This is a genomic window from Sphingobium sp. SA916 (assembly GCF_002894065.1).
Taxonomy (GTDB): domain Bacteria; phylum Pseudomonadota; class Alphaproteobacteria; order Sphingomonadales; family Sphingomonadaceae; genus Sphingobium; species Sphingobium fuliginis.
On sequence record NZ_LXYF01000069.1, the window covers coordinates 1 to 26,238 of the forward strand.

Below are 26,238 nucleotides of genomic sequence, written 5' to 3' on the forward strand. Positions count from 1 at the left end.
ATGGCCGCCCTTGCTACACCAATGATCGAGGAGGCACAGCCGCTACAGATTACACCCAAGGCCGCCTGAAAATGCAGCCCGCTGGCCACACCCAATTCTACACCACATTGACGGACGCGACCTTTTAGCGCGTTGACTCCTATAACGCGCTTAGGCAGGTTAATGCCTATGGTTAATTTACTCTTCGTCTGTCCGAGACGCACCAACCCTTATGCTCGACATGACGCATGGTAATGACAAAGGCCCGCCAAGGCTCATCTGCATGGTTGGTGTTTGCATAATTGAAGCGGCTTTCGGTCCGGCATATGGCACGATCTCGCCGGTCGCCGTCCCAGCTACAGTCCAATCCCCTGAACTCTCTTTGGCCCGCCTCGCGGTCGGGGCACATGCCATCTATTATGCAAATGCAGGAGCGATCTTCCCACGCTAGGTCTTCGGCAACGGGCAACCCCGCGGCTCCAGAACAGCCTGAAAGAACAGCCCAGGACAGCAATACCATCCTCGCCCAACGTGATCGGGTGCTAAGAGACATTTCTGTCCCGAACGAAAGTCGCCCAAGCAGCCTGCGTGTCCTCGCGCTTTTCTCTTCGCCCGCGGATCAACGCTCTTCCGCCTATCCGGACGACCGCGATCCCAAAAATCGCGCCACAGATAATAAGAATGGGGGTGGGGATCGGGATAATCCGCGATGCAGCAAATCCCGCAACAGCCACCACCGTCCATCTGTCGATCTGAATGCGCTTTTTTGCCATGCTCTGCCTCGGCGAAGGCATTTAGCTGGCGATCAGTTAACGACCGATTTCCGCGCAAAATGAGAGAAATCGCCCATTTCAGCGAAAAATCAGGGCTTTACTCCTATAACGCGCTTGTAGATGCCGCAGTCCCAAAGCCATAAGGCGCAGATGTTTCGGCCATTCAACATGCTCATCCTAGTCGCCGTTGGATTGACCGCGCCGTTGATTGCAGGCCCCGGCATCGCGTCCGCGCGCGCAGCTGCCACCCCGCAGTTCATCGCCGAGATCAGCGCATTCCGGGACGAGATTGGGATGGCCGCATCGGCGACCCGGGTGCTGGACCGCTGGTGCGCCTCCCATCATATGGCGCCAGCAGGCGCAGTCATTGCCGAGAAAATCGCGAACAAGCTGGTCCCGGCCACCGCACGGTTGCGCCGCACGTTGCAGCTCAAGGCATCGGACCACGTTCAATTGCGACACGTCCGCTTGCGCTGCAACGGGCATATTCTATCGGTTGCACGGCTCTGGTATGTCCCTTCCCGCCTGCCCGCTTCCATGGAGGCGAGCCTTCAGCAGACCGGCACGCCGTTCGGCAAGGTCGTCGCGCCTCTGTACCTCGACCGGAAATCGGCAGGGTCGTCGTCAGCATGGTTGCCCAAGGGAGGCCAGCCAACGGCCAAAACACCGCCGCGAACCCTGTTCTCCCAGCGCGCGCTCATGAGCCGGCCAGATGGTCTGCCGATCGCCTATGTTGTCGAGGACTATCAGCGCGGACTGCTCGGTTTCACGCCCAATTGACGCTCAAGCCACTCGATCCGGAATGGGAAAGCCGACGGCGTGGCGGGCGGAAACCTCGGCCGACGATCCGCTGTTCCCTCCCGATCCCAGGCCCATCACCGGTCGGCAAGACGCTTCATCGCATGATGCCGGCCCGTCGGAGAGCCTGTTCGATGATCGCCCCCACATTCGAGCGGCCGGACGCCTGGCGAGCTTGGGTCGCGGCTTTTCGCAATGGGAATGCGATAGAATCTCGCACGCGCGCGATAGGATCGCTCTCTCCGCCAGCCTGAAAGTCCACCGGCATAGCCGCCTCTTCTTCGGCGAGCCCCCAGAATGCCGCAATATGCCGGGTCGATGAAATCCCGGCATCGAGCATATAGGGGCTCGCGGCCCCGCAGGCCCGGGGACCGGAGACTGCAAGCGGCGTCCCGTGCCCCATTCCGATCACTTCATAGGCTTCGATCGCCACGCGACCATCGGCATCGCGCCAACGGCGCTGGTGCGCCCCGTCCGCGATCCTTGTTTCAACGTCTGAGGCGTCCCTGCCATGGATGGCCTGCCACTGGGCGATGATCCTTTCCGCGTTCGAGGCGTGAACCGTTCGGTCAGCGTCACCGTGCCAGACAGAGATAGTCGGCCAAGGCCCTGCATGATCAGAGGCGGATCGGACGAGCGCCCCCAGCACCGCGTCATCGGGATAGCCCTCGCCGCGCATGCGCGCAAAGGCTTCAGGAACGGATGCAGCCGCACCATAAGGGAGGCCCGCAATGATCGCGCCACCGGCGAACACTTCAGGATAGGTCGCGAGCATGATCGAGGTCATCGCGCCGCCGGCCGAAAGGCCCGTCACATAGATGCGGGCCTCGTCGATTGGGTGCGCCGCGACCATGGTGGCGATCATCTGGCGGATCGATAGCGGCTCGCCGGCATCCCTCGCCGAGTCTCCGGGCGCAAACCAGTTGAAGCAGCGATTGGGATTGTTGGCGCGCCGTTGCTCCGGGAACAGCAAGGCAAAGCCCAGCTCATCCGCCAGCTGCGACCAGCCCGAGCCATGGTCATAGGCATCGGCATTTTGCGTGCAGCCATGCAGAACGACGACCAGCGGCGCGTGCCGGCTCCGGTTCGAGCCGCCTAGATGTTTCGGGATATAATATCTGGCTCGAAGATCTCCAGGATTGGAGCCGAAATCCTCCATGTCCCTGAGCCGCCCCCGGTCGGATGGTGGCGGCGGCTGAAGCGATAATGCCCTGAATTTTCCGAGTTGCGTGATCGTTGAGTGCAGCTTCGTCATAACTGTCTCTCCATGGGCAGAGGCCCATTCGATCATAAACGCTGCAACTGCGAAATACGTTGCTGCATCGCACAATAAATTTGGAAAAAGGCGGAGTAGCGATGCCCAGGTTGCGTAACAAATAGCGCAAATCCGTGCCTATAGAGATTTTTGCGGCAATGGTGCCCTCATGGGCGCCCGCGTTGCGCCGCGCGACGATCGGCCTTCGACAGCAGTCCTTGGTCGAGCTCCGGTTTGTTCCATCGCGCCGCCGGCCCCAGTGTCATCAGATCGTCGCCGCGCGTAAGGAAGGTGAAGACCTTGTTCGTCACCTCGATCATCAGCGCCTTCATCTCTTCGTCGGAAATGCGCGAGAGATTGGTCCAGGGAATTTCGCCATAGGGCGTGACGGCCTTGACGTCGCTATAATCGCCGCTCGCGCTGCTGGGCGTCACCCCCGCATGGAGATTCTCCAGCCTGGTGTTGCGCACGCATTGTTCGACCAGAGCAAGGGCGAAGAAGGCCTTTTCGTCGTCGGTCAACATGTCGTCAGCCATGCTCGGCTCCATGTTTGTCGGATCGCGGCGCTCCTTCAAGGCCCGTCAGACCCTATCATCCCTGCCCGCGCCATTGGCCCAGCGCGTCCTCGTATTTAGCGCAGGCTTTGTCGATCGCTGCCTGAAATTTGTCGGCCTGTCGCTCACCTTCTTTCCGCACCTTGGCAATCTGCATCCCGATGCGGGCGCGCTCTTCCTCCAGCTCCGCAATGCGCGCTTCTACCGATCGTCGATGCTCGTCCAGCTTCTGCGCCCAAATCCAGCGCCGTTCGGCTGCGTTGCGGCCGGGGCTTTGCTGGCGGCTTCGCCGGGATCACCCTGCCCTCTGCCTTGCGCACCGTCGCCTTCATCGACTTGTCCGCCGAGGCCAGATGTTCGGCAGCGGTGCCGCGGGCGCGCTTGATGACGGTGCCCGGCTTTTCGGCCGCTTCCGCCAAAAGCTTTGGATCGTCGATCCTTTCGGCAATGCCTCGCGCGAAGAGATCGGCGTCGGCTCCCCAGGCCTTCAACGCCGCCTTCCGGCTGCTTGCTGCGACATAGGCGTCATGAAAGCCGATTGGTGTCCGGAAGAGCTTCAGTCTGGGCGCCATATAGCCTGCCCTCTACGACATGAAGGCGGCCCGCCAGTCGGGAACTGACGGGCCGCCGATATCATCGAACCGCGCGAGGGGGGGCAAAGATGCGCGGATCGATGACGGGCTAACCAGCAAAGCAGGGTCTGGTTCCTAACGTTACGGCTGCGTGTCGCTACAAGATCGGCTTCCGCAGGCTCCTGAACGTGATCGACCATCGCAGGGCCTCCATAGGCGCAATGCTGTGCTCCCAGTCATACCTGGCTTGCCCGCTCATATGATAGATGGAGCGCGGCGCGAGCATCGCATTTGCCCGGCTGAAGCCTGTGCCCGTGCGCCGCCGGAAGCGCATGGTGGCAGGTTCTCCCAGCGAAATGCCGATCACATGCTCGAACGCCGGCCGGTCACGATGCCAGCCGATGCCCGCGCCTGGGTCATAGCGGATCAGCAGCATCTGCTCGAGTTCGTCCGGTGACAGCCCCGCGAACCGCGCGGCGCGCGTCCTGGCGGTCATCGCCCAGTCCGGGATGGGCTCGCACGGTCCGAATTTGCCCGTCTGGAAATCATAGCTCCAGCCGAAGCTCTTGGTGAGCCGTTTGCCAGTCCACTGCTGAAAGAGGAAAGGCGTGAGCCCTGCACCATCGATCCCATGGATTAAGGTGCGTTCTTCTTCCGCTGTGATGAAGCCCTCCTCCTGGGTCAACCCAGGCAGCACCGGCTCGCGCGGCGGCGGCGGCAAATCGAGGGGAAGCATCATGGCCATCGGCGTTATCGTCTGCTCTGGCCGATCAAAGCGCGAGGCTCGTCTGCACCGGCTTGGTCAGGATTTCCTCGATCGTGAAGATGTCGCCGGGCGGCGTCACAAGCAGTTCCTCTTGCGGAACCAGCAAATCCAGCCACTGCATGACCTGCCGCCGTTCGATGATCGCGCCATGGCGGCCCTGGTAACGGATGACGTCAGGGTTCGCGTCGACGGTGAGGATGCGGTAGCTCACTGGCCAATCCCCCATCGGCGGTTCCCAGATGGCGGCGAGATAGAAGAAATTGCCGTCCTCGCGGAAGGCGCGGAACTTCTTCTCACCGTTGCGGATGTGGAACTCGGAGGCTGGAACGAGACAGCGGTTGCTGGGAAAGCTTTTGCCTTCCGATCGGATGAACTCGTAGGAGACGCCGTCGGCAAAGCGCGGGTTGGAACCCCAGGCCGCTTCAATCATCTCAATTTCTCGGGCATCATCCGGGTTGCGTCGGATGATGGCACGGCGACTTCCGAGGGCGTCGGAGTCGAAGGGCGTTGCTTTCGAGTCCATGGTGAGAACATAAAGCGAACGGACGCCAAGGGCAAGCTGAAGAAACCCGCGCGGAGAGCCTATGTGCAACGATTACCGGTTGAAGGTGGATATCGCCTCGATCGTCGAGGATTTCGAAGACCTCAAGATCAGGATCAAGATGCCCGAGGGCAAGCCCAATGTGCCGGCGCGCGACGATATCAGGATGACCGATATGGCGCCGATCGTGCGCAGCGTCGAGGGCGAGCGGGGTGTGGGCGAACTGGTCAACCGTAGATGGAGCTGGCCGGGCCACAACGGCACGCCGGTCTATAATTTCCGCTCCGAGGGCCGCGAGTTCAGATCGCACCGGGTGCTTATCCTGGCTGACGGCTTCTACGAGTTCACCGACCCGCCGCTGCCTCGCCCAAAGGACAAACGCCTCGACAAATGGCTGTTCACGATGAAGGATCATGACTGGTTCTGCATCGCCGGCATTTGGCGCGAAAGCCCGGCTGGAGAAGCCTTCACGATGCTCACCATGGACGCCGGACCCGACGTGTCGCCCTATCACCACCGCCAGATTATTCCGCTCACTCACGATCAATGGGGGGACTGGCTCGGTCCCACCGTGCCCGCGAAACACGTGCCGGGATGGCTGCCGCAGGGCAGCCTGCCGGTGATCCAGGTCTATGGCGCGCCGCCGGCGCAAGCCGCGCTGCTATGACGCAGGACGCCACCCTCGCCCGCTTTCTCGAGGCTCAGGCAAATATCTATGACACAGCGCTTGCCGAGATCCGGGCCGGCGCCAAGCGCAGCCATTGGATGTGGTATATTTTTCCGCAGCTCCGCGGCCTGGGCCGACGCCCGACCGCGCACTATTATGGGATCGCCACGCTTGCAGAAGCCCGAGCCTATCTCAGTCATCCGGTCTTGGGTTCGCGCTATCTCGAATGCGTAAAAGCGCTTCAAAAGCTGGGTAACAATGACCCGGTTGCTGTCTTTGGCTCGGTCGACGCGATGAAGCTCCGCTCGTCGCTCACCCTGTTCGCTGCGGCGGGTGGGCCGCCGCTGCTCGACGACGCCCTCGAACGATGGTTCGATGGCGAGCGAGATGCCTCGACCTTACACCTCCTCGCCTAAGTCTCAGACGAATCGCGAATCATCCGCCTTGACGAGTTGGCAGACTAAAAGGAACATATAGGGAACATATTGAGTCGTTGTTCCCATGTCTGCTTGTCCCTCTCCCCTCGACCATAATCAGGTCGATCAGCTGGCCGCGCTTCGCGCAAGCCTGGCGCACGTCCGCGCCGCCCGCCGGCCGGCTCTGGCCTTCGGACTGCCCGAGCTGGACGAGCGCCTCGCGGATCATGGTCTCGATGGCGCGGGACTGCATGAAATCGCTGCTGCCTCGGCCAGCTTCACCGATGATGGCTGCGCCACGCTGTTTGCCGCCGGAATCGCGTCGCGCTTTTGCGCGAAGCCCGGTTTAACCATCCTCTGGGCCGTGACGCGTTTCGACCTTTATGCGCCGGGCCTTGAGCAGATCGGCCTTAGCCCTGACAAGATCCTCTATGCCCAGGGCCGCAAGGATTCCGACGTCCTGGCGCTTGCCGAAGATGGCCTGCGCGATGGATCGCTCGCCTGCGTGGTCGCGGAAGTGAAGGCGGCCGACCAGACCGCGACCCGCCGGCTTCAGCTGGCGGCCTGCGACGGCAAGACGCCTATGCTGCTTTTCCGCCGCCATCGCAGCCGCGAGCGTTGCCCGTTGAGCGGCCTCTCCTCGGCGATGACGCGCTGGCGCATCGGTGCTGCGCCGTCGAGCCCCCTCCCCCATGCCGGCCTTGGTCGGCCGCGTTGGTCAGTCGAGCTTGTCCGGCAGCGGAACGGCAATCCCTTCTCTATCGAACTGGAGGCGTGCGATGACACGGGTCGCCTCGCTCTACCTGCCGCAGCTCCCGATAGAGCGATTGCGGAAGGCAGAGCGGCCCGCCAGGCTGCCTGAGCCGGCTCCTGTCCCGGTCGCACCGCGCTTGGCACCGCCGATCGACGATAATCCTGGCGCCTGTTCCGTCCCCAAGGCGGGCGGCTGGCGTCCCGGCGCCCGCTGGGCGCGCGATGGCGCGCTCGGTAGTCGGCCAACCCAGGCCGATATCGACGCCATGCCAGCGCAACAACGGCCAACCATGCGCGAGATGGGACGGCGCAGCGAAGCAGCCGAGCATCCATTCAAGGCCATGCCCGCCGATAACGGTGGCGGCCGCGCAGCATCGCTCCCCGTACCCGCGCTCACATGGGCGACGCTCTGGGGGAAGCCCACCGTCCTTATCACGCGCACCGGGCAACGAGACGTCGTGACCGCCGCCTGTCCGCTTGCGCTGGAACTTGGCCTTGGCCCCGGCATGGCCACCGCCCATGCGCGAGCGCTGGTGACCGACCTTGAGGTACGCGACGCGCAGCCAGTGGCGGACCAGGCCTGGCTGGATCGGCTGGCGCTGCACGCGGTCGCGCATTGGACGCCGACAGCCTGCGTCTCTGGACCCGACGGCCTCTGGCTCGATCTCACGGGGACGACCCATTTATTCGGCGGCGAGGCGCGCTTCTGTCGGCGGTTGCTGCGGTTTCTCGAACGCCTCGGCTTCACCGCCAGCATCGCAATCGCCGGCACGCCGGGCGCCGCCCATGCGCTCGCGCGCTACGGGAACGAGGCCATCATTCTCCTTCCCGACGGCACCGAAACCCAGGCCATTGCCGATCTCCCGCTCTGCGCGCTTCGATTGGAGCCAGGGGTAGTTAAGACCGCAGCCCGATTCGGCCTGGAGCGTATCGCTGACCTCTATCCCATGCCTCGCGGGCCGCTCGCACGCCGCCTTGGCCTCCCGACGGTTCGCAGGCTCGATCAGGCCCGCGGGATGATCGCCGAACCCATCGTCCCGGTCATCCCCTTCGAGACACCCCATGTGGAGCGACGGCTGCTCGAACCGATCGGTACCGCTGAGGCGATCAACCAGGTTATCTGCGATCTGGTCGATGATCTCGTCACCCTGCTGGTCGAGCAGGGCCTTGGCCTGCGCACGGCACAACTCGCCTGCCATATCGTCGATGGGACCGAGCAGCGGATCGCAATCGGCACGGCGAAGGCCACGCGCGATGCAAAGCATCTAAAACGCATGCTGGCCATGCGGGTCGAGCGGATCGATCCAGGCCTTGGCATTGAGGCGATGAAGCTGAGCGCGCCACGCATCGAGCAATTGAGAGCGCAGACGCTCGAGGCCGGCCTCATCACGGGCGATCGCGCGCCCGATATAGCACTGCTGGTCGATCAACTCGCCGGCCGGATCGATTCCGACACGCCTTTTCGCCTGTCCTCGCATGAGAGCGACGTGCCCGAGCGTGCCGTGCGCCGGATCGCGCCACTGGCAACGCCCAAAGGCTGGCCTAGCTGGAAGCGGCCGGTGCGGATGCTGGGGCGGCCCGAGCTTCTGTCCAATGTTGTGGCGCTCCTGCCCGATCATCCGCCCCGGCGCTTCGTCTGGCGGGGATCGAGCTATCGGGTTGTCGCGGGCGATGGTCCGGAACGCATCCATGGCGAATGGTGGCGTTCTCCACAAGAAATGTGGGCGGTCAGGGACTATTTCCGGGTCGAGGCCGAGGGCGGTGAGCGCTTCTGGCTGTTCCGCCGGGGCGACGGTGTCGATCAGCAGACGGGCAACCTCAGCTGGTTCATACACGGGGTCTTTGGCTGATGACCCGCTATGTTGAACTCCAGGTGACGAGCCATTTCTCGTTCCTGCGCGGCGCCTCCTCGCCCGAGCAGATCTTCTCGGCCGCCGCACTGCTCGGCCACAAGGCGCTGGGCCTTGCCGACTGGGGCAGTGTCGCGGGCGTGGTGCGCGGCTGGGACGCCCAGAAAGCAACCGGCGTCCGGATGATCGCAGGCGCGCGGGTCGATTTGACGGACGGCAAGGCACTGCTCCTCTATCCGACCGATCGCCCCGCCTGGTCGCGGCTGACCCGTCTGCTCTCGATCGGCAAGGCCCGCGGCGGCAAGGGCTGCTGCCTCCTCGACTGGGCCGATGTTGTCGCCCATGCCGAAGGCCAGATCGCGATCCTGGTACCGGACCAGCCCGACGATACAACCATGGCCAATCTCCGCGACCTCAAGCCCGTCTTCGGCGCGCGTGCGCATATGGCCCTCGCGCTACGCCGCCGGCCCGACGACATCGCCCGGCTTCACCGGCTCGATACCATGGCGCGGACGGCCGGCGTGCGGAGCGTCGCGACCGGCGACATTCTCTATCACTCTCCCGATTTCCGGCCGCTTCAGGATGTGATGACCGCGATCCGGGAAAAGACGACGATCGATGCGCTCGGGTTCAGGCGCGAGCGCTATATGGACCGGAACCTCAAGTCGCCGGCTGAGATGGAGCGGCGCTTTTCCGCCTTTCCCGATGCGATCCAGGCCAGCGCCGACATCGCCGGCCAGTGCCGCTTCGACCTTGGCGAAATCCAGTATCAATATCCCTATGAGCAGGTGATGGAGGGACGCACCGCGCAGGAGGCGCTGGCTGCTCTCACCCAAGCGGCTGCGGACCGAATGTTCCCGACGGGCCTGCCTCCTGCCTATCGGAAGCAGATCGACCACGAACTGCGACTGATCGAGCAGCTCGGTTATGCCCCCTATTTTCTGACGGTAAATTCGATCGTCGCCGAGAGCCGCAGGCGCGGCATTCTCTGCCAGGGGCGCGGCTCGGCGGCGAACAGCTGCGTCTGCTACATGCTCGGCATCACCTCGATTGATCCGATCAAGCATGAGCTGCTCTTCGAGCGGTTCGTCTCGGGCGAGCGCAAGGAGCCGCCCGACATCGATGTCGACTTCGAGCATGAGCGGCGCGAGGAAATCATCCAGTGGATCTATGAGAACTATGGTCGCACGCGATCGGCATTGACGGCCATCGTTACCCGCTACCGCACCCGCGGGGCGGTCGCCGAGGTCGGCAAGGCATTGGGGCTGCCACGCGGCTTAACCAAGATGCTGACGGGCCTTGTCTGGGGCTGGTCGATGGACGGCATCACCGACGAGCAGATTGCGAACGCCCATTTGAACGCCGACGATCATCGGCTGAAACTGACGCTCGAACTTTCGCGGCAGCTCATCGGCACCCCGCGACACCTATCGCAACATCCCGGCGGTTTCGTGCTGACCCAGGACCGGCTTGACGACCTCGTTCCGATCGAGCCGGCGCGGATGGAGGATCGCCAAATCATTGAATGGGACAAAGATGACATTGATGCGCTGAAGTTCATGAAAGTCGATGTGCTGGGCCTCGGCATGCTGGGCTGCATGAACCGCGCCTTCAATCTGCTGGAAGAGCATAAGGGTATTCGTTTCGGCATGGCCGACCTTCAGGACGATGACCCGGCTGTCTATGCCATGATCCAGCGGGCAGACACGCTGGGCGTCTTCCAGATCGAAAGCCGTGCGCAGATGTCGATGCTGCCGCGGATCAAGCCGAAGGAATTTTACGACCTCGTCATCGAGGTCGCGATCGTCCGCCCCGGCCCCATCCAGGGCGATATGGTCCATCCCTATCTGCGCCGCCGCGAGGGCAAGGAGGTACCCGAATATCCCAAGCCCGAACTGGAAGCGGTTCTGAAGAAGACGCTCGGCGTCCCGCTCTTTCAGGAGCAGGCCATGAAGGTCGCGATCGTGGGGGCCGGCTTCACGCCGGCGGAGGCCGACCAGCTCCGCCGAGCCATGGCTACGTTCAAACTCACCGGCGGGGTCAGCCATTTCTACGACAAGCTGGTGAATGGCATGATCGCGCGCGGCTATCCCAAGGACTTTGCCGAACGCACCTTCAAGCAGATCGAGGGGTTCGGCAGCTATGGTTTCCCCGAAAGCCATGCGGCGAGCTTTGCCAAGATCGCCTATGCCAGCTGCTGGATGAAGCATCATCATCCCGACGTCTTCTGCGCCGCGCTTCTGAATGCCCAGCCCATGGGCTTCTATGCGCCCGCCCAGATCGTGCGTGACGCCCGAAACCATGGGGTCGAGGTTCGCCCGGTCTCGATCAATCACAGCCATTGGGATTGCACGCTCGAACCGACGCGCGGGCGATACAAGGCGGTGCGCCTCGGCTTCCGGCAGGTGCACGGCCTCGCCAATCTCCACGGCGCGGCGATCGTCGGAGCGCGCGGACCAGCACCATTCGAGAGTGTGGAGGAGGTTTGGCGCCGCGCAGACGTGCCGCGCGCCGCGATCGAACGACTTGTCGAGGCGGATGCCTTTGCCAGTATCGCACAGGATCGACGACAAGGTCTCTGGAAGGTCAAGGGTCTGGGCGAAGCGCCGCTCCCCCTCTTCGCCGCCGCCGACGCGCGCGAGGCCAAATTCTCACCCGAAGGCAGAGAGGCACCGGTTGCGCTCCGGCCAATGACCGAAGGCCGCGAGGTGGTCGAGGATTATCGCTCGCTCCAGCTTTCGCTCCGCAATCATCCATTGAGCTTCCTGCGCCACCAGCTCAACGCCATGCGGATCGTCCGGTGCGCCGATCTCAAGTCAATCCGCGACGACCGCAATATCGAGGTGGCCGGCGTCATCCTCGTCCGCCAGCGGCCCGGCTCGGCCAAGGGCGTGCTGTTTGTCACGATTGAGGATGAGACCGGGGTCGCCCAGGGCATTCTCTGGCCGGACCGATTCGAAATCTACCGGCGACAGGTCATGTCAGCCTCCATGATAGCTATGCGCGGACGGCTCCAGAAGGAGGGCGAGGTCATCCATATCATTTGCGATCGGATCGTTGATCATGACGAAATGCTACGATCCGTCGGTCACATGGACTTGCGCGTAGCACCGGGGCGCGGCGACGGCGCCACTCATGGCGGTGGAGCTGATCCGCGTGATCCGGCTGTTGATTGCCACTGAGAGTTGACCCGGGAATGGAGTGGGCCCCTGGGGTCGGACAGGTGGGACCATAATGATTGACCGTGGGTTTGGCTTTTGGAGAAAAGCCAATGCGACACCGTTCCCACAGCATGGAGTTCAAACGTCAGGTCGTTCAGGAATATCTGGGCGGCGAAACATTGCATGGGCTGGCCAAGCGTCATGACGTTTCTCGCCAATTGATCCGGGTCTGGATTGAGAAGTATGAGGCGGGCGAGTTCGACGATGACGCGCAAGCGGCTGATCTCATCCAGCAATATGAGGCCCGCATCGCCGCGCTGGAACGCCTGGTAGGCAAGCAGGCTCTCGAACTGGAGTTTCTAAAGGGGGCTCTGCAAAGCGCACCGCGGCCGAGAAACGGGACTACATCCGTCATCACCGGCCCCTTGGCATCTCCGTCTCCCAGGGGTGCAGACTGATGGGTATCGCACGTTCAACCTATTATCATGGGCGGGTGAAGCGGGTTGACGAAGCCGATCTGCTGGCCGCAATCATGGCGATCTGCGATGAGTTTGAGGCTTATGGCTGGCGACGCGTACGGGCGGCCCTTCAGCACCAGGGCATCTGCGCAAATCATAAGCGCATCAAGCGTTTGATGCGGGAACACAGCCTTCAGCCGCGGAGACGGCGGAGATATGTCGCAACGACTGACAGTGATCACGATCTGCCGATCTTCCCGGACCTGGCAAAGGACGTCGCTCTGACAGGTGCGGATCAGCTCTGGGTCGCAGATCTGACCTATGTCGCGATTGCGAGTGGCTTTGCTTATGTGGCGATCATCCTAGACGCATGGTCAAGGCGGGTGGTTGGCTATGCCATCGGTCGGTCGATCGATGCCCGCCTCGCCATTGCCGCGCTTGAAACTGCTATCGCAAGTCGGCAGCCCTCACCGGGCCTCATTCATCATTCGGACCGTGGATCCCAGTACGCAGCCGCTTCCTACCGTGCGCTGCTGGCAGCCAATGGCATTACCGGATCGATGAGCCGGCGCGGAAATCCTTACGATAACGCCAAGGCGGAAAGCTTCATGAAAACGCTCAAGGTCGAGGCGGTCTACCCGATGGCGTTCGAGACTTTCGAGGATGTCGCCACCCATCTTCCACCGTTCATCGACCGCGTCTACAATGAACGCCGACTGCATTCCGCTCTGGGCTATTTGAGCCCGGTGCAGTTTGAGGAGTTACACACCAAAACTATGGTCAAATCCGCGGCCTGATACCTGTCCGACCCCAGGGGCCCACTCCAGAAGGGCCCAAATTTCCACTGAGAAGTGACCCATGTTGAACTCACCCCTGGCTTTGACGAGCGAGGGGTCATGGAGTGTTGGACATGGCGTTATTGAGCGTTATCCGGCGCTGGCATTTCCGCGATCATCTTTCGATCCGCGAGATTGCGCGGCGTACCGGGCTGTCACGTAATACGATCCGTAAATATCTACGTTCGGACACGGTCGAGCCGCGGTTCAAGGTGCCCGATCGCCCAAGCAAACTGGACCCGTTCGCGGAGCGGCTGTCAGCCTGGCTGAGACGGGAGATGGGTCGGACCCGCAAGCATAAGCGGACGATGAAGCAGTTGCATGCTGATCTGGTCAGCCTGGGCTATGATGGCTCCTACAATCGGGTGGCGGCCTTTGCCCGGGACTGGCGCGATGATTATCGTCGTGAGCAACAGATGAGCGGGCGCGGGACATTCGTGCCGCTGTCCTTCGCACCGGGGGAAGCATTCCAGTTCGATTGGAGCGAGGATTGGGCGATCATCGGCGGCGTGCGCACCAAGCTGCAGGTCGCCCACTTCAAGCTCAGCTACAGCCGCGCCTTTCTCGTGCGGGCCTATTTGCTCCAGACCCACGAGATGCTGTTCGATGCCCATAATCATGCGTTCCGCGTGCTGGGTGGTGTTCCGCGCCGGGGCATCTATGACAATATGCGCACCGCCGTCGATAAGGTCGGGCGCGGCAAGGAGCGGAACGTCAACACCCGCTTCCTCACCATGGTCAGTCATTATCTGTTCGAGGCCGAGTTCTGTAATCCGGCAGCAGGCTGGGAAAAGGGCCAGATCGAGAAGAACGTCCAGGATGCCCGGCATCGGCTATGGCAACCCACGCCGCAGGCGGAAAGCCTGGATGCTCTCAACCTATGGCTGGAGGAGCGCTGCAAGGAGCTGTGGCAGGATATCCCGCACGGGATCGAACCGGGTTCGGTCGCCGATGCCTGGGCCGATGAAGTGGAAAGCCTGATGCCGATGGGCAGACCGTTCGATGGCTTTGTCGAACATGGGAAACGGGTCTCGCCAACCTGCCTGATCCACCTGGAACGCAACCGTTACAGCGTGCCGGCGTCGTTCGCCAATCGGCCCGTCAGCCTGCGGGTCTATCCCGATCGCTTCCTGGTCGTCGCCGAAGGGCAAGTCATATGCGAGCATCAGCGCATTATCGACCGATCCCATGATGGGCCGGGGCACACCGTCTATGACTGGCGTCACTATCTGGCGGTGGTTCAGCGCAAACCCGGCGCCCTGCGCAACGGCGCGCCGTTCCTCGAACTGCCCGAGGCCTTCCAGCGGCTGCAACGGCATCTGCTGCGCAATCCCGGCGGCGACAGGGAGATGGTCGAGATCCTCGCCCTGGTTTTGCACCATGACGAAGAGGCGGTGCTGACCGCTGTCGCCCTGGCGCTGGACGCGGGCGTGCCCACCAAGACCCATATCCTCAACCTGTTGCACAGGCTGCTCGATGGAAAACCGCTCTCGATGCCGCCGGTAACGGCGCCACAGGCGCTGAGGCTGGTCAGCGAGCCAATGGCCAATGTCGAGCGCTACGATGCCCTGCGCCGGGAGAACCGTCATGCGTCATGATCCCGCCACCGGTGCCCTCGTCGTGATGCTGCGCGGCCTGAAAATGCCCGGCATGGCTCAGGCCGTGACCGATCTCATGGCTCAGGGATCGCCCGCCTTCGAGGCGGCCGTGCCGATCCTCTCCCAGTTGCTGAAAGCCGAGACGGCCGAACGCGAGGTGCGATCCGTTGCCTATCAGCTCAAGGTTGCGCGGTTCCCCGCCTATCGCGATCTCGCCGGCTTCGACTTTGCCAGCAGCGAGGTCAACGAAGCGCTGGTGCGCCAGTTGCACCGCTGCGACTTCATCGATGTTGCCGACAATGTGGTGCTCGTTGGAGGTCCGGGCACCGGGAAGACCCATCTCGCAACGGCGCTGGGCGTTCAGGCGATCGAGCATCATCGAAAGCGGGTCCGCTTCTTCTCTACGGTCGAACTGGTCAATGCCCTGGAACAGGAAAAGGCCCAGGGGCGCGCCGGGCAGATCGCCAACCGGCTCGTCCACTCGGACCTCGTCGTGTTGGACGAACTGGGTTATCTGCCGTTCAGTGCCTCCGGCGGCGCGCTGCTCTTCCACCTGCTGAGCAAATTATACGAGCGCACCAGCGTCATCATCACCACCAACCTGAGCTTCAGCGAGTGGGCCACCGTGTTCGGCGACGCGAAGATGACCACAGCGCTCCTCGATCGGCTCACCCATCACTGCCACATCCTGGAGACCGGCAACGACAGCTTCCGGTTCAAGAACAGCTCAGCCCAGCAAGCCAGACCCAGAAAGGAGAAACCCGCACCTTGACCCACATATGACATCCGAAACATAACCATCAGGCGGGTCACTTCTCGGTGGAAATCCCGGGTCACTTCTCAACGGCAATCAACACAGCGCATGAGGAACGAATGCGCTGATCAGTGTGATGCAGCAGCAGAGCGCGTAAGCGCTCGGCTCTCAAATGGACATCGCGACCATTGTGCCGGGATAGCGAGGGCTCAGTCGCCGAGCCGGATCATCGGCAGAGCCAATAAGCGCACGGCCATGCTGATGGCAAAGGTCGCATCACGGCACAGGTGCTCCTCGCCGGATATGCGTTCATCAATGACCCGGCGCGAGAGGTTGGATGGGTCATTGATCAGGCGGTGGTGCGACAACGGATTGCGCATCTCCATCAGGCGTTCGAGGTCGTCTGCATCACGCTGACTGATCATGTCGCGCGCGCGGCACCGTTTGAGCGTCTTCCTGAAGTCGATCTTCGGCGGAATGGATTCAGCGTCGAGCCCCAACGTAAGCATGGCCGCGAGCATCTGCTCGGCCAGTGCCTGTGCCAGCAGCACCGTGGCGAGGAAGTTGCCATGCACGAAGCTGCTGCGCGCCTCGACCCAAGCCGTATAGGCCACCTCCCCACCGGGTATCATTGAGCGCCTCGACCCGATCGTGCTCACCAAGTCCTCAAGGTGCCGGAACCGGCTGACCTTGCCATGCAGATCGTCGTGCATGTCGGCGAGCAGCAGCCGTGTGAAGTCGAGGTCATCAAGGTCAGAAAGGAGGTCTGATTGCTCAGCCATATCGGTTCATTCGCTATGAGATTGGCAGAAACCGGTATCGCATATCTGCTGTCCTCCCCTTAGCAAAAATGCTACCCTGCTCCCTACTACGGGGGTATTTCGTGAATCATCAAGCGCTTGCATCGTTTATCTGGTCTGTGGCCGACCTACTGAGGGGGGATTACAAGCAGTCGGAATATGGCCGCGTGATTCTGCCGTTCACGGTGTTGCGCCGTCTCGATTGCGTGCTCGAACCCACCAAGGCGGCAGTGCTCAATGAACTTCAAGCGAAGACAGCGCTTGGGCTGAACCCCGAGCCGTTCCTCCTGCGTGCCGCCAAGCAGGGCTTCTACAACACCGATCCGCTCGACCTCGGCAAGCTGATGGGCGATCAGGACAATATCCGCGCCAACCTCGTCCGCTACGTCGAGGGCTTCTCTCCTGCCGTGCGCGATATCTTCGAGCAGTTCGAGTTCCACGCCCAAATCGACCGGCTCGCTAAGACGGGGCTGCTCTATCAGGTCACGGAGCGGTTCACCCGCATCGATCTTCACCCTGACAAGGTGGACAACGCGGCGATGGGCCTCGCCTTTGAGGAGTTGATCCGCAAGTTCGCTGAAATCTCGAACGAGACGGCCGGTGAGCACTTTACCCCGCGTGAGGTCATCCGCCTCATGGTCAACCTGCTGTTCGTCGAGGACGACGACGCGCTGACCAAGCCGGGGATCGTGCGCACCATCTACGATCCCACGGCGGGGACGGGCGGCATGCTGTCGGTCGCGGGCGAATATCTCGCTGAGCATAACCCGCAGGGGCACCTGACCATGTTCGGTCAGGAACTGAACCCAGAGAGCTACGCCATCTGCAAGGCGGATATGCTCATCAAGGGGCAGCCGATCGAGAATATCGTGCAGGGCAATACCTTGTCCGACGACGGCCACCACGGCCGCACCTTCGACTACATGCTGTCGAACCCGCCCTTCGGCGTCGAGTGGAAGAAGGTCGAGAAGCAGGTTCGCGCCGAGCATGAGCAGAAGGGCTATGACGGCCGCTTCGGCCCCGGTCTGCCGCGCGTGTCGGACGGATCGCTGCTGTTTCTCATGCACCTGCTCTCGAAGATGCGCCCACTCAATGAGGGGGGCTGTCGCTTCGGGATCGTGCTTAACGGCTCGCCCCTGTTCACGGGCGGGGCGGGCAGCGGCGAGAGTGAAATCCGCCGCTATGTGCTGGAGAATGACCTCGTTGAGGCGATCGTCGCGCTGCCGACCGACATGTTCTACAACACGGGGATCAGCACCTACGTCTGGATCATCAGCAACCGGAAGCCGGAGGCTCGCCGGGGCAAGGTCCAGTTGATCGACGCCTCGTCCATGTGGCGCAAGATGCGCAAATCCTTGGGGTCGAAGCGCAAGGAAATGTCGGACGCCCAGATCGCCACGGTGACCAAGCTGTTCGGCGGGTTCACTGAAGCGCGGCTCGCCACCAGTTTCGACGCGGACGGAAAGGAGGTCGCGCGCGACGTGGTGGTCGAGGGCGAGCCGGTGCCCTCGGCACCGGAGGGCGGCAAGGTAAAGCTCGCGCCGCTGTCGCGCATCTTCCCTAACAGCGCCTTCGGCTATCGCACGATCACCGTCGAGCGACCGCTGCGCGATGATGCTGGCGAGATCGTGCTGGGCCAGCGTGGCAAGGCGAAGGGCAAGAAGCAGCCAGATAGCGCCCTTCGCGATACCGAGAACGTGCCGCTCAGCGAGGATGTCGAAACCTACTTCGAGCGTGAAGTGCTGCCGCACGCGGACGATGCGTGGATCGACCACGACAAGACCAAGGTCGGCTACGAAATCCCGTTCACCCGCCATTTCTATGTCTTCGAACCACCGCGCCCGCTTGCCGAGATCGACGCCGATCTTGAGGCGGTCACTGACCGGATCAAGGGCATGTTGGAAAGGCTCGCCTCGTGAGCTTCCCGGCGTATCAGTCGTATCAGGAAACCGGCATTGAGTGGCTGGGTCAGGTGCCCGCTGATTGGAGGCAAGTGCCCTTCTGGGCGCTGTTCCGTCGCGTAAAGCGCTCTGGCTACCAAGACGAGCAGCTTCTCTCCGTCTACCGTGACTATGGCATAGTTCGGAAGGCAGACCGAGGCGACAACTTCAACAAGCCGTCTGAGGATTTATCGGCTTACCAGTTGGTCGAGGAGGGCGACCTTGCCATAAACAAGATGAAGGCGTGGCAAGGGTCCGTTGGAGTTTCAGAGCACAGAGGCATCGTTAGCCCAGCCTACTTCGTTTACCGGCCTCTGCACACGCATGAGAATCGGTTCTTACATTATCTATTGCGATCGGCTGAATACACCGCTGGATACCTCTCATTGTCGAAGGGTATCAGGGTCAATCAGTGGGATTTGGACCCGACGTATCACTCGCGCATGCCGGTTCTGCTGCCCTCGCGGAATGAGCAAGTCTCCATCGCCGCCTTCCTCGATCGCGAAACCGCCAAGATCGACGCGCTCATTGAGGAGCAGCGGCGCTTGATCGCGCTGCTGAAGGAGAAGCGGCAAGCCGTCATCTCCAAAGCCGTCACCAAGGGCCTCGATCCGCACGCCCCAATGAAGCACAGCGGAATCGAATGGCTCGGCGAGGTGCCTGCGCATTGGATGGTCGCTCCATTAGGCTGTCGTTATGAGGTTCAGTTAGGCAGAATGCTCAACTCGGAGCGGACCGAAGGCAATGAGTTGAGGCCGTATCTTCGTGTCGCTGACGTTCAGTGGGACACGATCAATACGACCGACCTTCCGTTGATGGATTTCCCGCCAGAAGCTCGTGCTCGTTATCGGCTGAAAGAGGGCGACCTCTTGATCAACGAAGGCGGCAGCTATGTAGGTAGGTCGGCTATCTGGCGAGGCGATATTGACGAATGCTACTATCAAAAAGCGCTTCATCGCGTGCGGGCATTTGATCCTCGTTTCGACACAGCCGAGTTTCTCCTGTTCGTCATGGAATGGGCCACGAAATACGGTATTTTCGTAGCAGGCGGCAATCAGACAACGATCGATCATCTAACGGCGGAGCAGTTGCGCTCCTATAGGTTTGCCTTTCCCCCTCGCCATGAACAGGATGGGATAGCTACTCATCTTCGGACTGCGATTGCTGGCCTTGAGAACCTCAGAGCGACGGCTGATAAGGCGATTGAGCTACTTAGCGAACGCCGCGCAGCGCTCATCTCCGCAGCCGTCACTGGCAAGATCGACGTGCGCGGGAAAGCGCAAGTGTTGCCGTTCCCGATCGATCGCGCCCGAGCGCGCGGCCTGATCGCTGCCGAGATCATTGAGCGGTCGGCGCATCAGGCGACCTTCGGTCGCGTCAAGTTTCAGAAGATCGCCTTCCTCGCTGAGGCGCATGTCGGCATCAGCGAGCTTGCCGGTTCCTACACCCGCGAGGCCGCTGGTCCGCTCGATCGCGCGCTGATTGAGGAGATGGAAAGCGGCGCACGGAGCATCGCTGGCATTGAGCATGAGCAACCGGGCGGCGCTGGCACTACGGTCAGCTATCGCCTCGGACAGCAGCGAGGCGCACATCGCCAAGAACTGGCGCAGTGGCTCGGTGAGGATCGCACGGCCAAGCTCGACAAGCTGATCGGGGATTTCGCGGCGCTCAGCACCAAGGGGGCCGAGGCCGTCGCGACGCTCTATGGCGTGTGGAACGACCTGCTCAGTGAAGGCGCCTCGCCCAGCGACGATGAAATCATCGGCGGCTTCCTCAATGACTGGCACCGGGAGAAGCGTGCCAAGTTTCGCGCCAGCGAACTTCCCGAATGGCTGGGCTGGATGCGTCGCCACGGGCTCGTGCCGACCGGCTCCGGCCCGACGACCACGACCGGGAGGCTGTTCGTATGAGCCCAGCGGTCGGCCGCTCCTTGGAGCTTTACTATATCGACGGTCGCCCGGACGGCATGGTCACCGCCGAGTTGTTCAACTGGACCGGCCACGTCCTGCTGTTCCCGCGCACCCAGTTGAGCGCCGCGCTGACCCGCAGTGAGGCCAGCTATGCAGGCGTCTACCTGCTGCTGGGCGACCAGAATGGCGAGCCCTTCGCCTATATCGGTGAGGGCGAAGACATTGGCGCGCGCATTCGTCAACATGACGTGCGCAAGGAATGGTGGACCAGCGCCGTGCTCGTCACCGCCTCAGCGAACAAGCTCAACAAGGCGCACGTCCGCTACCTCGAAGCGCGGCTGATCGCGCACGCAAAGGCAATCGGGCACACGCCGCTCGACAACCTGACCGCGCCCGTGCTGCCGATCCTCAGCGAAGCTGATATCGCCAAGATGGAGGCGTTCCTCGAAAACCTGCTGATCGTGCTCCCGGCCGTTCGGGTCGACATGTTCATCCAGCGTGCTCGTTCCCATCGGCCCACCGCTCCGGCGATGCAGGGTCGGACGATCGCTGATCAGCAAACAATCAGCGCAGGCGGCACGCGATTCGTGCTGGAATCGCGGAAACATGGTCTGCGCGCATCGGCGGTTCTCACTGATGGTGAGTTCATCGTTGAGGCTGGATCAATGGGCAGACGCGAATGGACTGGTCTCGACCACCATACCTACGCCTCACTCTATGCGGAGCTTCGCCGGTCGGGCGTCCTCACTGAACAGGGCGCGCATTGCGTGTTCACACAGGATTACGCCTTCCGCAGCCCGAGCGCCGCAGCAGCGGTCGTCAATGGCAGGGCATCGAACGGCCAGATCGACTGGCGCACCGCTGACGGTGGCCTGACCTACAAGGACTGGGAAGCGCGTCAGGTCGCAGCGCCCGAGGGGACAGCCTGATGCCGGTCTACGAGGTCAATGACGGAACGCTCATCGCGGCGAACCCCACCCGCTTCTATGTCGAGGGGCTGCGCGAGCGTCAGGACATACAGCGGATGCTGCGGGATCAGATCGCGGTGTTGGGTGAAGACCTGCTGGTGCTGTCAGACGAATATGGCGGGTGGATCGACAGTAACAGGCGTATCGACCTGCTCTGCCTCGACCCCGAGGCCAACCTCGTCGTCGTCGAACTCAAGCGCGATGATGCGGGCCATATGGAGCTTCAGGCGATCCGCTACGCGGCGATGATCGCACGCATGACCTTCGCTGAGGCAGTCGAAGCGCACGCGCAATATCTTCGCCGTTGCGGCCAGAGCGGCGAGGACGCTGAGGCCAATCTGCTCGCCTACCTCAACTGGCAAGAGGCAGAGCAAGAGGAGTTCGGCAGTAGCGTCAGGATCATCCTCGCCTCGGCAGCGTTCAGCAAGGAACTCACGACCACGGTGCTATGGCTCCGTGAGCAGGGCCTCGACATAAGTTGCATTCGGCTGAGTCCCTATAAGCTGGGCGACGGTCGGCTGCTGCTCGACGTGCAGCCTATTATCCCGCTGCCGGAAGCAACCCAGTTCCAGACGCAGATCGGCCTCAAGCGGCAAGCTGAGCAGAAGGCCAAGGTCGAGCGCCACGAAATACGCTACGAGTTCTGGCAGAGCCTCCTCGCGCTCGCCGCTCAACAGACGCCGCTGCATGCCGGTCGAAGCCCTTCCAAGGACAACTGGATATCGGCCTCAGCGGGCGTTCCGGGCTTCAACTTTAGCTACACCATTCGGCAGAGCGACTCTCAGGTCCACCTGTGGATCGAGGACAACCAGAGCTTCTTCCTGCGCATGGAAGCCGAGCGCACCGCCATTGAGAGCGAGTTTGGCGGCGATCTCATATGGAAGCGGGATGATCGGCAGCGGGGCACGCTGATCGGCGCGCTGGTGGACGGAGGCTACCGCTCCGACCGCGAAGACTGGCCGAAGGTCCAGCAGGCGCTGGTGGACGCCATGGTGCGGCTTGAGCGGGTGATGCGCCCCCGCCTCAATCAGCTGCGGGCGGGGCAGCGCTAATGAGTATTCACAAGGAAGTCCGTTTCGAGGACGAAATCTGCTCCCACCTCGCTGAGCATGGCTGGCTCTATGATCCGAGCAGCGCTGCCCTTTACGATCGCAAGCGGGCGCTGTTCGCGCCGGACCTCATTGCATGGGTGCAGGAGACGCAGCCGAAGGTGTGGGAGTCACTGAGCCGTAGTCATGGCTCGGCTGCTGAAGGCGCTCTACTCGACCGCGTGCGCAAGCAGATCGACGATCGCGGCACGCTGGATGTGATCCGCCATGGCGTTGAGATGGTCGGGGTGCGAGGCATGATCTCGCTGGCCCAGTTCAAGCCCGCGATGGGCATGAACCCCGACATTATCGCTGCCTATCAGGCTAACCGGCTGCGCGTGGTGCGGCAGCTTCGCTACTCGGTGGCGAACGAGAACTGCTTTGATCTGGCGCTGTTCCTCAACGGCGTGCCCGTTGCGACCGCTGAGTTGAAAACGGACTTCACTCAATCGATCACTGACGCCATCGACCAGTATCGGTTTGACCGCCTGCCCCGTCCCAAGGGCGGCAATCCCGAAACGCTGCTGACCTTCCCCAGTGGTGCGCTCGTTCACTTCGCCGTGAGCAACAGCGAAGTCCACATGACTACCAAGCTCGCGGGTCCAGCAACGCGCTTCCTGCCTTTCAACAAGGGCGATGCTGGCGGCGCAGGCAATCCGCTCAATGAGCATGGGCATCGCACCGCATATCTGTGGGAGGAAATCTGGGAGCGGGAAAGCTGGCTCGAAATCATCGGCCGCTATCTGGTCGCTCAGCGCGACACAAAGCGGACCATCAGTGGCCTCATCTTCCCGCGCTATCATCAGCTTGATGCCACCCGAAAGCTGCGCGCGGCCGTGCGCAGCGAGGGGGCAGGCGGCAAATACCTGATCCAGCACTCAGCAGGCAGCGGCAAGACTAACTCGATCGCGTGGGCGGCGCATTTTCTCGCTGACCTACACACGGATGCCGACGAAAAGCTATTCTCCACCGTCATCGTCGTGTCGGATCGCAACGTCATCGACGCCCAGCTTCAGGACGCACTCTTTGGCTTTGAGCGGACCACCGGCGTGGTGGCGACGATCCGCAGTGAGGGCGGTGCCAAGAGCGGTCAGCTTGCCGAGGCGCTGGCTCAGGGCAAGAAGATCATCGTCTGCACCATCCAGACCTTCCCCTTCGCGCTGGAAGCTGTCCGCGAACTCGCCGCCACGCAGGACAAGCGGTTCGCCGTCATTGCGGACGAGGCGCATAGTTCCCAGACGGGTGAGGCGGCTAAGAAGCTCAAGCAACTTTTGTCCCCCGAAGAGATCGCAGAGCTTCAGGATGGTGGCGAGGCCAGCGCCGAGGACATTCTGACCGCTCAGATGGCAGCGCGCGCGGGCGACAGCGGCGTCACCTACGTGGCATTCACCGCCACGCCCAAGGGTAAGACGCTCGAACTGTTCGGCCGCAAGCCACAGCCCGATCAGCCACCCGGCCCCGGAAATCTACCGTCAGCCTTCCACGTCTATTCAATGAGGCAGGCGATTGAGGAAGGCTTCATCCTTGACGTCCTCAAGAACTACACGCCCTATCGGCTCGCGTTCCGGCTCGCCAATGAGGGACAGGAGTGGGACGATCAGCAGGTCGAGCGCAGCACCGCGCTGAAGGGCATCATGCGCTGGGTGCGGCTGCACCCCTACAATATCAGCCAGAAGGTGCAGATCGTAGTCGAGCACTTCCGGGAAAACGTCGAGCCGCTACTCGACGGCAAGGCCAAGGCAATGGTCGTGCTTGGCAGCCGGGTCGAGGCGGTGCGCTGGAAGAAGGCGATCGACAGCTACATCAGGTCGCAAGGTTACGGCCTTGGCACGCTGGTCGCCTTCTCCGGTGAGGTGAACGATTCTGAGTCGAACGACGAGCCGGTCACTGAAGGCAGCGTCTCCCTCAACCCCGGCCTCAAGGGGCGCGATATCCGTGATGCGTTCGCGGGCGCGGACTTCCACCTCCTGCTTGTCGCCAACAAGTTCCAGACTGGCTTCGATCAGCCATTGCTGTGCGGCATGTATGTGGATCGACGGCTTGCGGGCATTCAGGCGGTGCAAACGCTATCGCGCCTTAACCGTGCTCACCCCGGCAAGGACACCACCTACGTCCTCGATTTCGTGAACTCGTCCGAGGAAATCCTCACCGCCTTCCGCACCTACTATGACTCCGCCGAGCTTGAAGGCGTCACTGACCCGAACCTCGTCCTTGATCTAAAAGGCAAGCTCGACGCCAGCGGCCACTATGATGATTTTGAGGTCGAGCGTGTCGCTGCGGTCGAGATGAACCCCCGCGCCAAGCAGGGTGATCTCATCGCTGCGATCGAGCCCGTCGCCGACCGGCTGCTCAAGCGCTACAAGGCCGCGCAGGACCGCCTGCGCAGCGCCCGCGAGCGCAACGACGATGACGGCGCGTCGGACGCTCAGGATGAGGTGAACGCACTGGCCCTGTTCAAGAACGACATGGCATCATACCAGCGCGCCTACAGCTTCCTGTCGCAGATATTCGATTACGGCAGCAGTGCGGTTGAGAAGCGCTTCCTGTTCTATAAGCGGCTGGTCCCGTTGCTGGAGTTCGGTCGCGAACGCGAGGGCGTGGACCTGTCCAAAGTCGTGCTGACGCACCACAGTCTCAAGGATGAGGGGCAGCGTCGCCTCGACGTGTCAGGCCGCGATGAGAGCAAGCTCAAACCGATGACCGAGGTCGGTTCCGGGTCGGTGCAGGAGAAGGAGAAGGCGCTGCTCGCCGAGATCATTGAGCGCGTAAACGATCTGTTCGGCGCTGATACGACCGATGGTGACCAACTGAGCTACGTCACCACTTTGCGCGACAAGATGCTGGAATCTGATGCGTTGGTGACACAGGCGGCGAACAATACCGAAGCGCAGTTCGCCAACTCACCGACGCTGAAGGATGAGTTGATGAACGCGATCATCGAGGCGTTCGAGGCGCACTCTTCGCTGAGTAAGCAGGCCCTCGACTCCCAGAAGGTGCGCGATGGCCTGAAGGACGTGCTGCTCGGCCCTGCGCAGCTTTACGAGGCACTCCGCGCACGGGCTGGGGGGGATCGACTTCCAGCTTGATGCTGAGGCCGATCCGCATGCCGTCCACGGCTTCGCGGATCATGCCTTCGATGGGATCGTCTCGGCCATCCGCTGACGGTAGCGGGTCTATCATGTGCATCGGTTTGCTATGCTGCCCCCAATAGCCCCAGCCAGTATTCATGCTGAGCCCACTTTCGCTAAAGGCGGCGCTGAGGCCCACGCAGTTGAGCCTGATGCCAAGCGGTTCGATGTTGCGAGCTAGTTTCCACAATGCCGCGCGCAGCGAGTGCTCATCCTCGCCGGTGATCGGGTCATGGTCAGTGAGGATCAGGCAGACGAAGTGGCCTGAAAAGACGCGCTGCTTGCCAGTTTCCACGATGCCCATCGTGAATCGCAACGATGATATCCCGTCCTCGTCCTGCACTTGACAGTCACCCGACTGCCTCACTTCATAATGTCGCCACGCCATGCGTTTCTCCTAGCCCACCTATTTAGGCAGTCAGGATCAGCGACCTTTAGGCTTCACTGCTTCCTGTTCGCGGCGGTCGATCGCTTCCTCAATGAGTTCACGCACGAAATCACCCTGCCGGGTATCACCGCGTAGAGCGTCGATGCGCGCCTTCGTTCCCGCGTGTCAACGGCGGTCGGATTTTAGGCCAGCGCGGCGGAGTAAAAGCAGGCCAGTGAATGTGGCGCGGATGATATGCAAAGGGCCCCGATCGGGGCCCTTTGCATATTGGCCGTTTTTCTGCGG

Annotated in this window: 20 protein-coding genes; 15 read left to right on the forward strand and 5 right to left on the reverse strand. The window is 62.1% G+C overall.

Translation table 11 applies throughout. From position 1 onward, the window contains the following. The first annotated feature begins 872 nt into the window (after positions 1-872). Positions 873-1,532: a hypothetical protein gene (locus tag A8G00_RS20050; protein WP_103001504.1), complete on the forward strand. Its 660-nt coding sequence runs from the start codon at positions 873-875 to the stop codon at positions 1,530-1,532. A gap of 115 nt (positions 1,533-1,647) precedes the next feature. On the opposite strand, the gene A8G00_RS20055 is transcribed toward A8G00_RS20050, so the two are convergent. The 4 genes from A8G00_RS20055 to A8G00_RS20075 all read right to left on the reverse strand — a co-directional run bounded on the left by A8G00_RS20055 (position 1,648) and on the right by A8G00_RS20075 (position 5,127). Continuing rightward, complete coding sequence (locus A8G00_RS20055) at positions 1,648-2,841, reverse strand: PHB depolymerase family esterase (protein WP_253258044.1); 1,194 nt, start codon at positions 2,839-2,841, stop codon at positions 1,648-1,650. Between the two features lie 131 nt (positions 2,842-2,972). Beyond that, positions 2,973-3,341, reverse strand: coding sequence for a hypothetical protein (locus A8G00_RS20060; protein ID WP_103001518.1), 369 nt, complete (start codon positions 3,339-3,341; stop codon positions 2,973-2,975). Between the two features lie 747 nt (positions 3,342-4,088). Beyond that, positions 4,089-4,670 (reverse strand): alpha-ketoglutarate-dependent dioxygenase AlkB, encoded by a 582-nt coding sequence (locus tag A8G00_RS20070; protein WP_253258045.1) that lies wholly within the window; start codon positions 4,668-4,670, stop codon positions 4,089-4,091. Positions 4,671-4,701: 31 nt separating this feature from the next. Further along, positions 4,702-5,127: an SOS response-associated peptidase family protein gene (locus A8G00_RS20075; protein ID WP_103001507.1), complete on the reverse strand. Its 426-nt coding sequence runs from the start codon at positions 5,125-5,127 to the stop codon at positions 4,702-4,704. Positions 5,128-5,281: 154 nt separating this feature from the next. On the opposite strand from A8G00_RS20075, the gene A8G00_RS20080 reads away from it, so the two are divergent. The 9 genes from A8G00_RS20080 (at position 5,282) to istB (ending at position 15,749) form a co-directional block, all read left to right on the forward strand. Continuing rightward, a complete protein-coding gene (locus A8G00_RS20080) occupies positions 5,282-5,905 on the forward strand; it encodes an SOS response-associated peptidase family protein (RefSeq protein ID WP_103001508.1) in 624 nt (207 codons plus the stop codon). Continuing rightward, a complete protein-coding gene (locus A8G00_RS20085; RefSeq protein WP_103001509.1) occupies positions 5,902-6,321 on the forward strand; it encodes a DUF1810 domain-containing protein in 420 nt (139 codons plus the stop codon). The genes A8G00_RS20080 and A8G00_RS20085 overlap by 4 nt, the downstream gene beginning before the upstream one ends. An 85-nt stretch (positions 6,322-6,406) precedes the next feature. Continuing rightward, positions 6,407-7,183: an ImuA family protein gene (locus A8G00_RS20090; protein ID WP_103001510.1), complete on the forward strand. Its 777-nt coding sequence runs from the start codon at positions 6,407-6,409 to the stop codon at positions 7,181-7,183. Then, positions 7,101-8,924, forward strand: coding sequence for a DNA polymerase Y family protein (locus A8G00_RS20095; protein WP_172451929.1), 1,824 nt, complete (start codon positions 7,101-7,103; stop codon positions 8,922-8,924). Before A8G00_RS20090 ends, A8G00_RS20095 begins: the two co-directional genes overlap by 83 nt. Then, a complete protein-coding gene (locus A8G00_RS20100; protein WP_103001511.1) occupies positions 8,924-12,106 on the forward strand; it encodes an error-prone DNA polymerase in 3,183 nt (1,060 codons plus the stop codon). The genes A8G00_RS20095 and A8G00_RS20100 overlap by 1 nt, the downstream gene beginning before the upstream one ends. A gap of 89 nt (positions 12,107-12,195) precedes the next feature. Further along, positions 12,196-12,543: a transposase gene (locus A8G00_RS20105; RefSeq protein WP_037484504.1), complete on the forward strand. Its 348-nt coding sequence runs from the start codon at positions 12,196-12,198 to the stop codon at positions 12,541-12,543. Further along, on the forward strand, positions 12,516-13,340 hold the full coding sequence (locus A8G00_RS20110; RefSeq protein ID WP_242495903.1) for an IS3 family transposase: 825 nt from the start codon (positions 12,516-12,518) through the stop codon (positions 13,338-13,340). Before A8G00_RS20105 ends, A8G00_RS20110 begins: the two co-directional genes overlap by 28 nt. A gap of 113 nt (positions 13,341-13,453) precedes the next feature. Then, on the forward strand, positions 13,454-14,977 hold the full coding sequence (istA, locus tag A8G00_RS20115) for an IS21 family transposase (protein WP_100239417.1): 1,524 nt from the start codon (positions 13,454-13,456) through the stop codon (positions 14,975-14,977). Then, positions 14,967-15,749, forward strand: coding sequence for an IS21-like element helper ATPase IstB (istB, locus tag A8G00_RS20120; protein ID WP_100239418.1), 783 nt, complete (start codon positions 14,967-14,969; stop codon positions 15,747-15,749). Before istA ends, istB begins: the two co-directional genes overlap by 11 nt. Positions 15,750-15,940: 191 nt before the next feature. On the opposite strand, the gene A8G00_RS20125 is transcribed toward istB, so the two are convergent. Next, positions 15,941-16,513: a hypothetical protein gene (locus tag A8G00_RS20125; protein ID WP_103001512.1), complete on the reverse strand. Its 573-nt coding sequence runs from the start codon at positions 16,511-16,513 to the stop codon at positions 15,941-15,943. A 101-nt stretch (positions 16,514-16,614) separates the two neighbouring features. Between A8G00_RS20125 and A8G00_RS20130 the strand changes: the two genes are divergently transcribed. From A8G00_RS20130 to A8G00_RS20150, 5 genes are read left to right on the forward strand one after another with little or no spacing between them, the layout of a single operon-like run. After that, positions 16,615-18,450: a class I SAM-dependent DNA methyltransferase gene (locus A8G00_RS20130; protein WP_103001513.1), complete on the forward strand. Its 1,836-nt coding sequence runs from the start codon at positions 16,615-16,617 to the stop codon at positions 18,448-18,450. After that, positions 18,447-20,381: a restriction endonuclease subunit S gene (locus A8G00_RS20135; protein WP_103001514.1), complete on the forward strand. Its 1,935-nt coding sequence runs from the start codon at positions 18,447-18,449 to the stop codon at positions 20,379-20,381. Before A8G00_RS20130 ends, A8G00_RS20135 begins: the two co-directional genes overlap by 4 nt. Beyond that, positions 20,378-21,310 (forward strand): GIY-YIG nuclease family protein, encoded by a 933-nt coding sequence (locus tag A8G00_RS20140; RefSeq protein ID WP_103001515.1) that lies wholly within the window; start codon positions 20,378-20,380, stop codon positions 21,308-21,310. Before A8G00_RS20135 ends, A8G00_RS20140 begins: the two co-directional genes overlap by 4 nt. Further along, on the forward strand, positions 21,310-22,401 hold the full coding sequence (locus A8G00_RS20145) for a DUF4268 domain-containing protein (RefSeq protein WP_103001516.1): 1,092 nt from the start codon (positions 21,310-21,312) through the stop codon (positions 22,399-22,401). The genes A8G00_RS20140 and A8G00_RS20145 overlap by 1 nt, the downstream gene beginning before the upstream one ends. After that, entirely contained in the window at positions 22,401-25,523 is a 3,123-nt protein-coding gene (locus A8G00_RS20150; RefSeq protein WP_103001517.1) for a type I restriction endonuclease subunit R, read from the forward strand. Before A8G00_RS20145 ends, A8G00_RS20150 begins: the two co-directional genes overlap by 1 nt. The last annotated feature ends 715 nt before the right edge of the window (positions 25,524-26,238 follow it).

What these genes read in the sequence shown, in the direction of transcription:
- A8G00_RS20050 (WP_103001504.1), top strand. Translation starts at nt 873, where the DNA reads ATGCCGCAGTCCCAAAGCCATAAGGCGCAGATGTTTCGGCCATTCAAC.
- A8G00_RS20055 (WP_253258044.1), bottom strand. Translation starts at nt 2,841, where the DNA reads ATGATCGAATGGGCCTCTGCCCATGGAGAGACAGTTATGACGAAGCTG.
- A8G00_RS20060 (WP_103001518.1), bottom strand. Translation starts at nt 3,341, where the DNA reads ATGGCTGACGACATGTTGACCGACGACGAAAAGGCCTTCTTCGCCCTT.
- A8G00_RS20070 (WP_253258045.1), bottom strand. Translation starts at nt 4,670, where the DNA reads ATGATGCTTCCCCTCGATTTGCCGCCGCCGCCGCGCGAGCCGGTGCTG.
- A8G00_RS20075 (WP_103001507.1), bottom strand. Translation starts at nt 5,127, where the DNA reads ATGATTGAAGCGGCCTGGGGTTCCAACCCGCGCTTTGCCGACGGCGTC.
- A8G00_RS20080 (WP_103001508.1), top strand. Translation starts at nt 5,282, where the DNA reads ATGTGCAACGATTACCGGTTGAAGGTGGATATCGCCTCGATCGTCGAG.
- A8G00_RS20085 (WP_103001509.1), top strand. Translation starts at nt 5,902, where the DNA reads ATGACGCAGGACGCCACCCTCGCCCGCTTTCTCGAGGCTCAGGCAAAT.
- A8G00_RS20090 (WP_103001510.1), top strand. Translation starts at nt 6,407, where the DNA reads ATGTCTGCTTGTCCCTCTCCCCTCGACCATAATCAGGTCGATCAGCTG.
- A8G00_RS20095 (WP_172451929.1), top strand. Translation starts at nt 7,101, where the DNA reads ATGACACGGGTCGCCTCGCTCTACCTGCCGCAGCTCCCGATAGAGCGA.
- A8G00_RS20100 (WP_103001511.1), top strand. Translation starts at nt 8,924, where the DNA reads ATGACCCGCTATGTTGAACTCCAGGTGACGAGCCATTTCTCGTTCCTG.
- A8G00_RS20105 (WP_037484504.1), top strand. Translation starts at nt 12,196, where the DNA reads ATGCGACACCGTTCCCACAGCATGGAGTTCAAACGTCAGGTCGTTCAG.
- istA (WP_100239417.1), top strand. Translation starts at nt 13,454, where the DNA reads ATGGCGTTATTGAGCGTTATCCGGCGCTGGCATTTCCGCGATCATCTT.
- istB (WP_100239418.1), top strand. Translation starts at nt 14,967, where the DNA reads ATGCGTCATGATCCCGCCACCGGTGCCCTCGTCGTGATGCTGCGCGGC.
- A8G00_RS20125 (WP_103001512.1), bottom strand. Translation starts at nt 16,513, where the DNA reads ATGGCTGAGCAATCAGACCTCCTTTCTGACCTTGATGACCTCGACTTC.
- A8G00_RS20140 (WP_103001515.1), top strand. Translation starts at nt 20,378, where the DNA reads ATGAGCCCAGCGGTCGGCCGCTCCTTGGAGCTTTACTATATCGACGGT.
- A8G00_RS20145 (WP_103001516.1), top strand. Translation starts at nt 21,310, where the DNA reads ATGCCGGTCTACGAGGTCAATGACGGAACGCTCATCGCGGCGAACCCC.
- A8G00_RS20150 (WP_103001517.1), top strand. Translation starts at nt 22,401, where the DNA reads ATGAGTATTCACAAGGAAGTCCGTTTCGAGGACGAAATCTGCTCCCAC.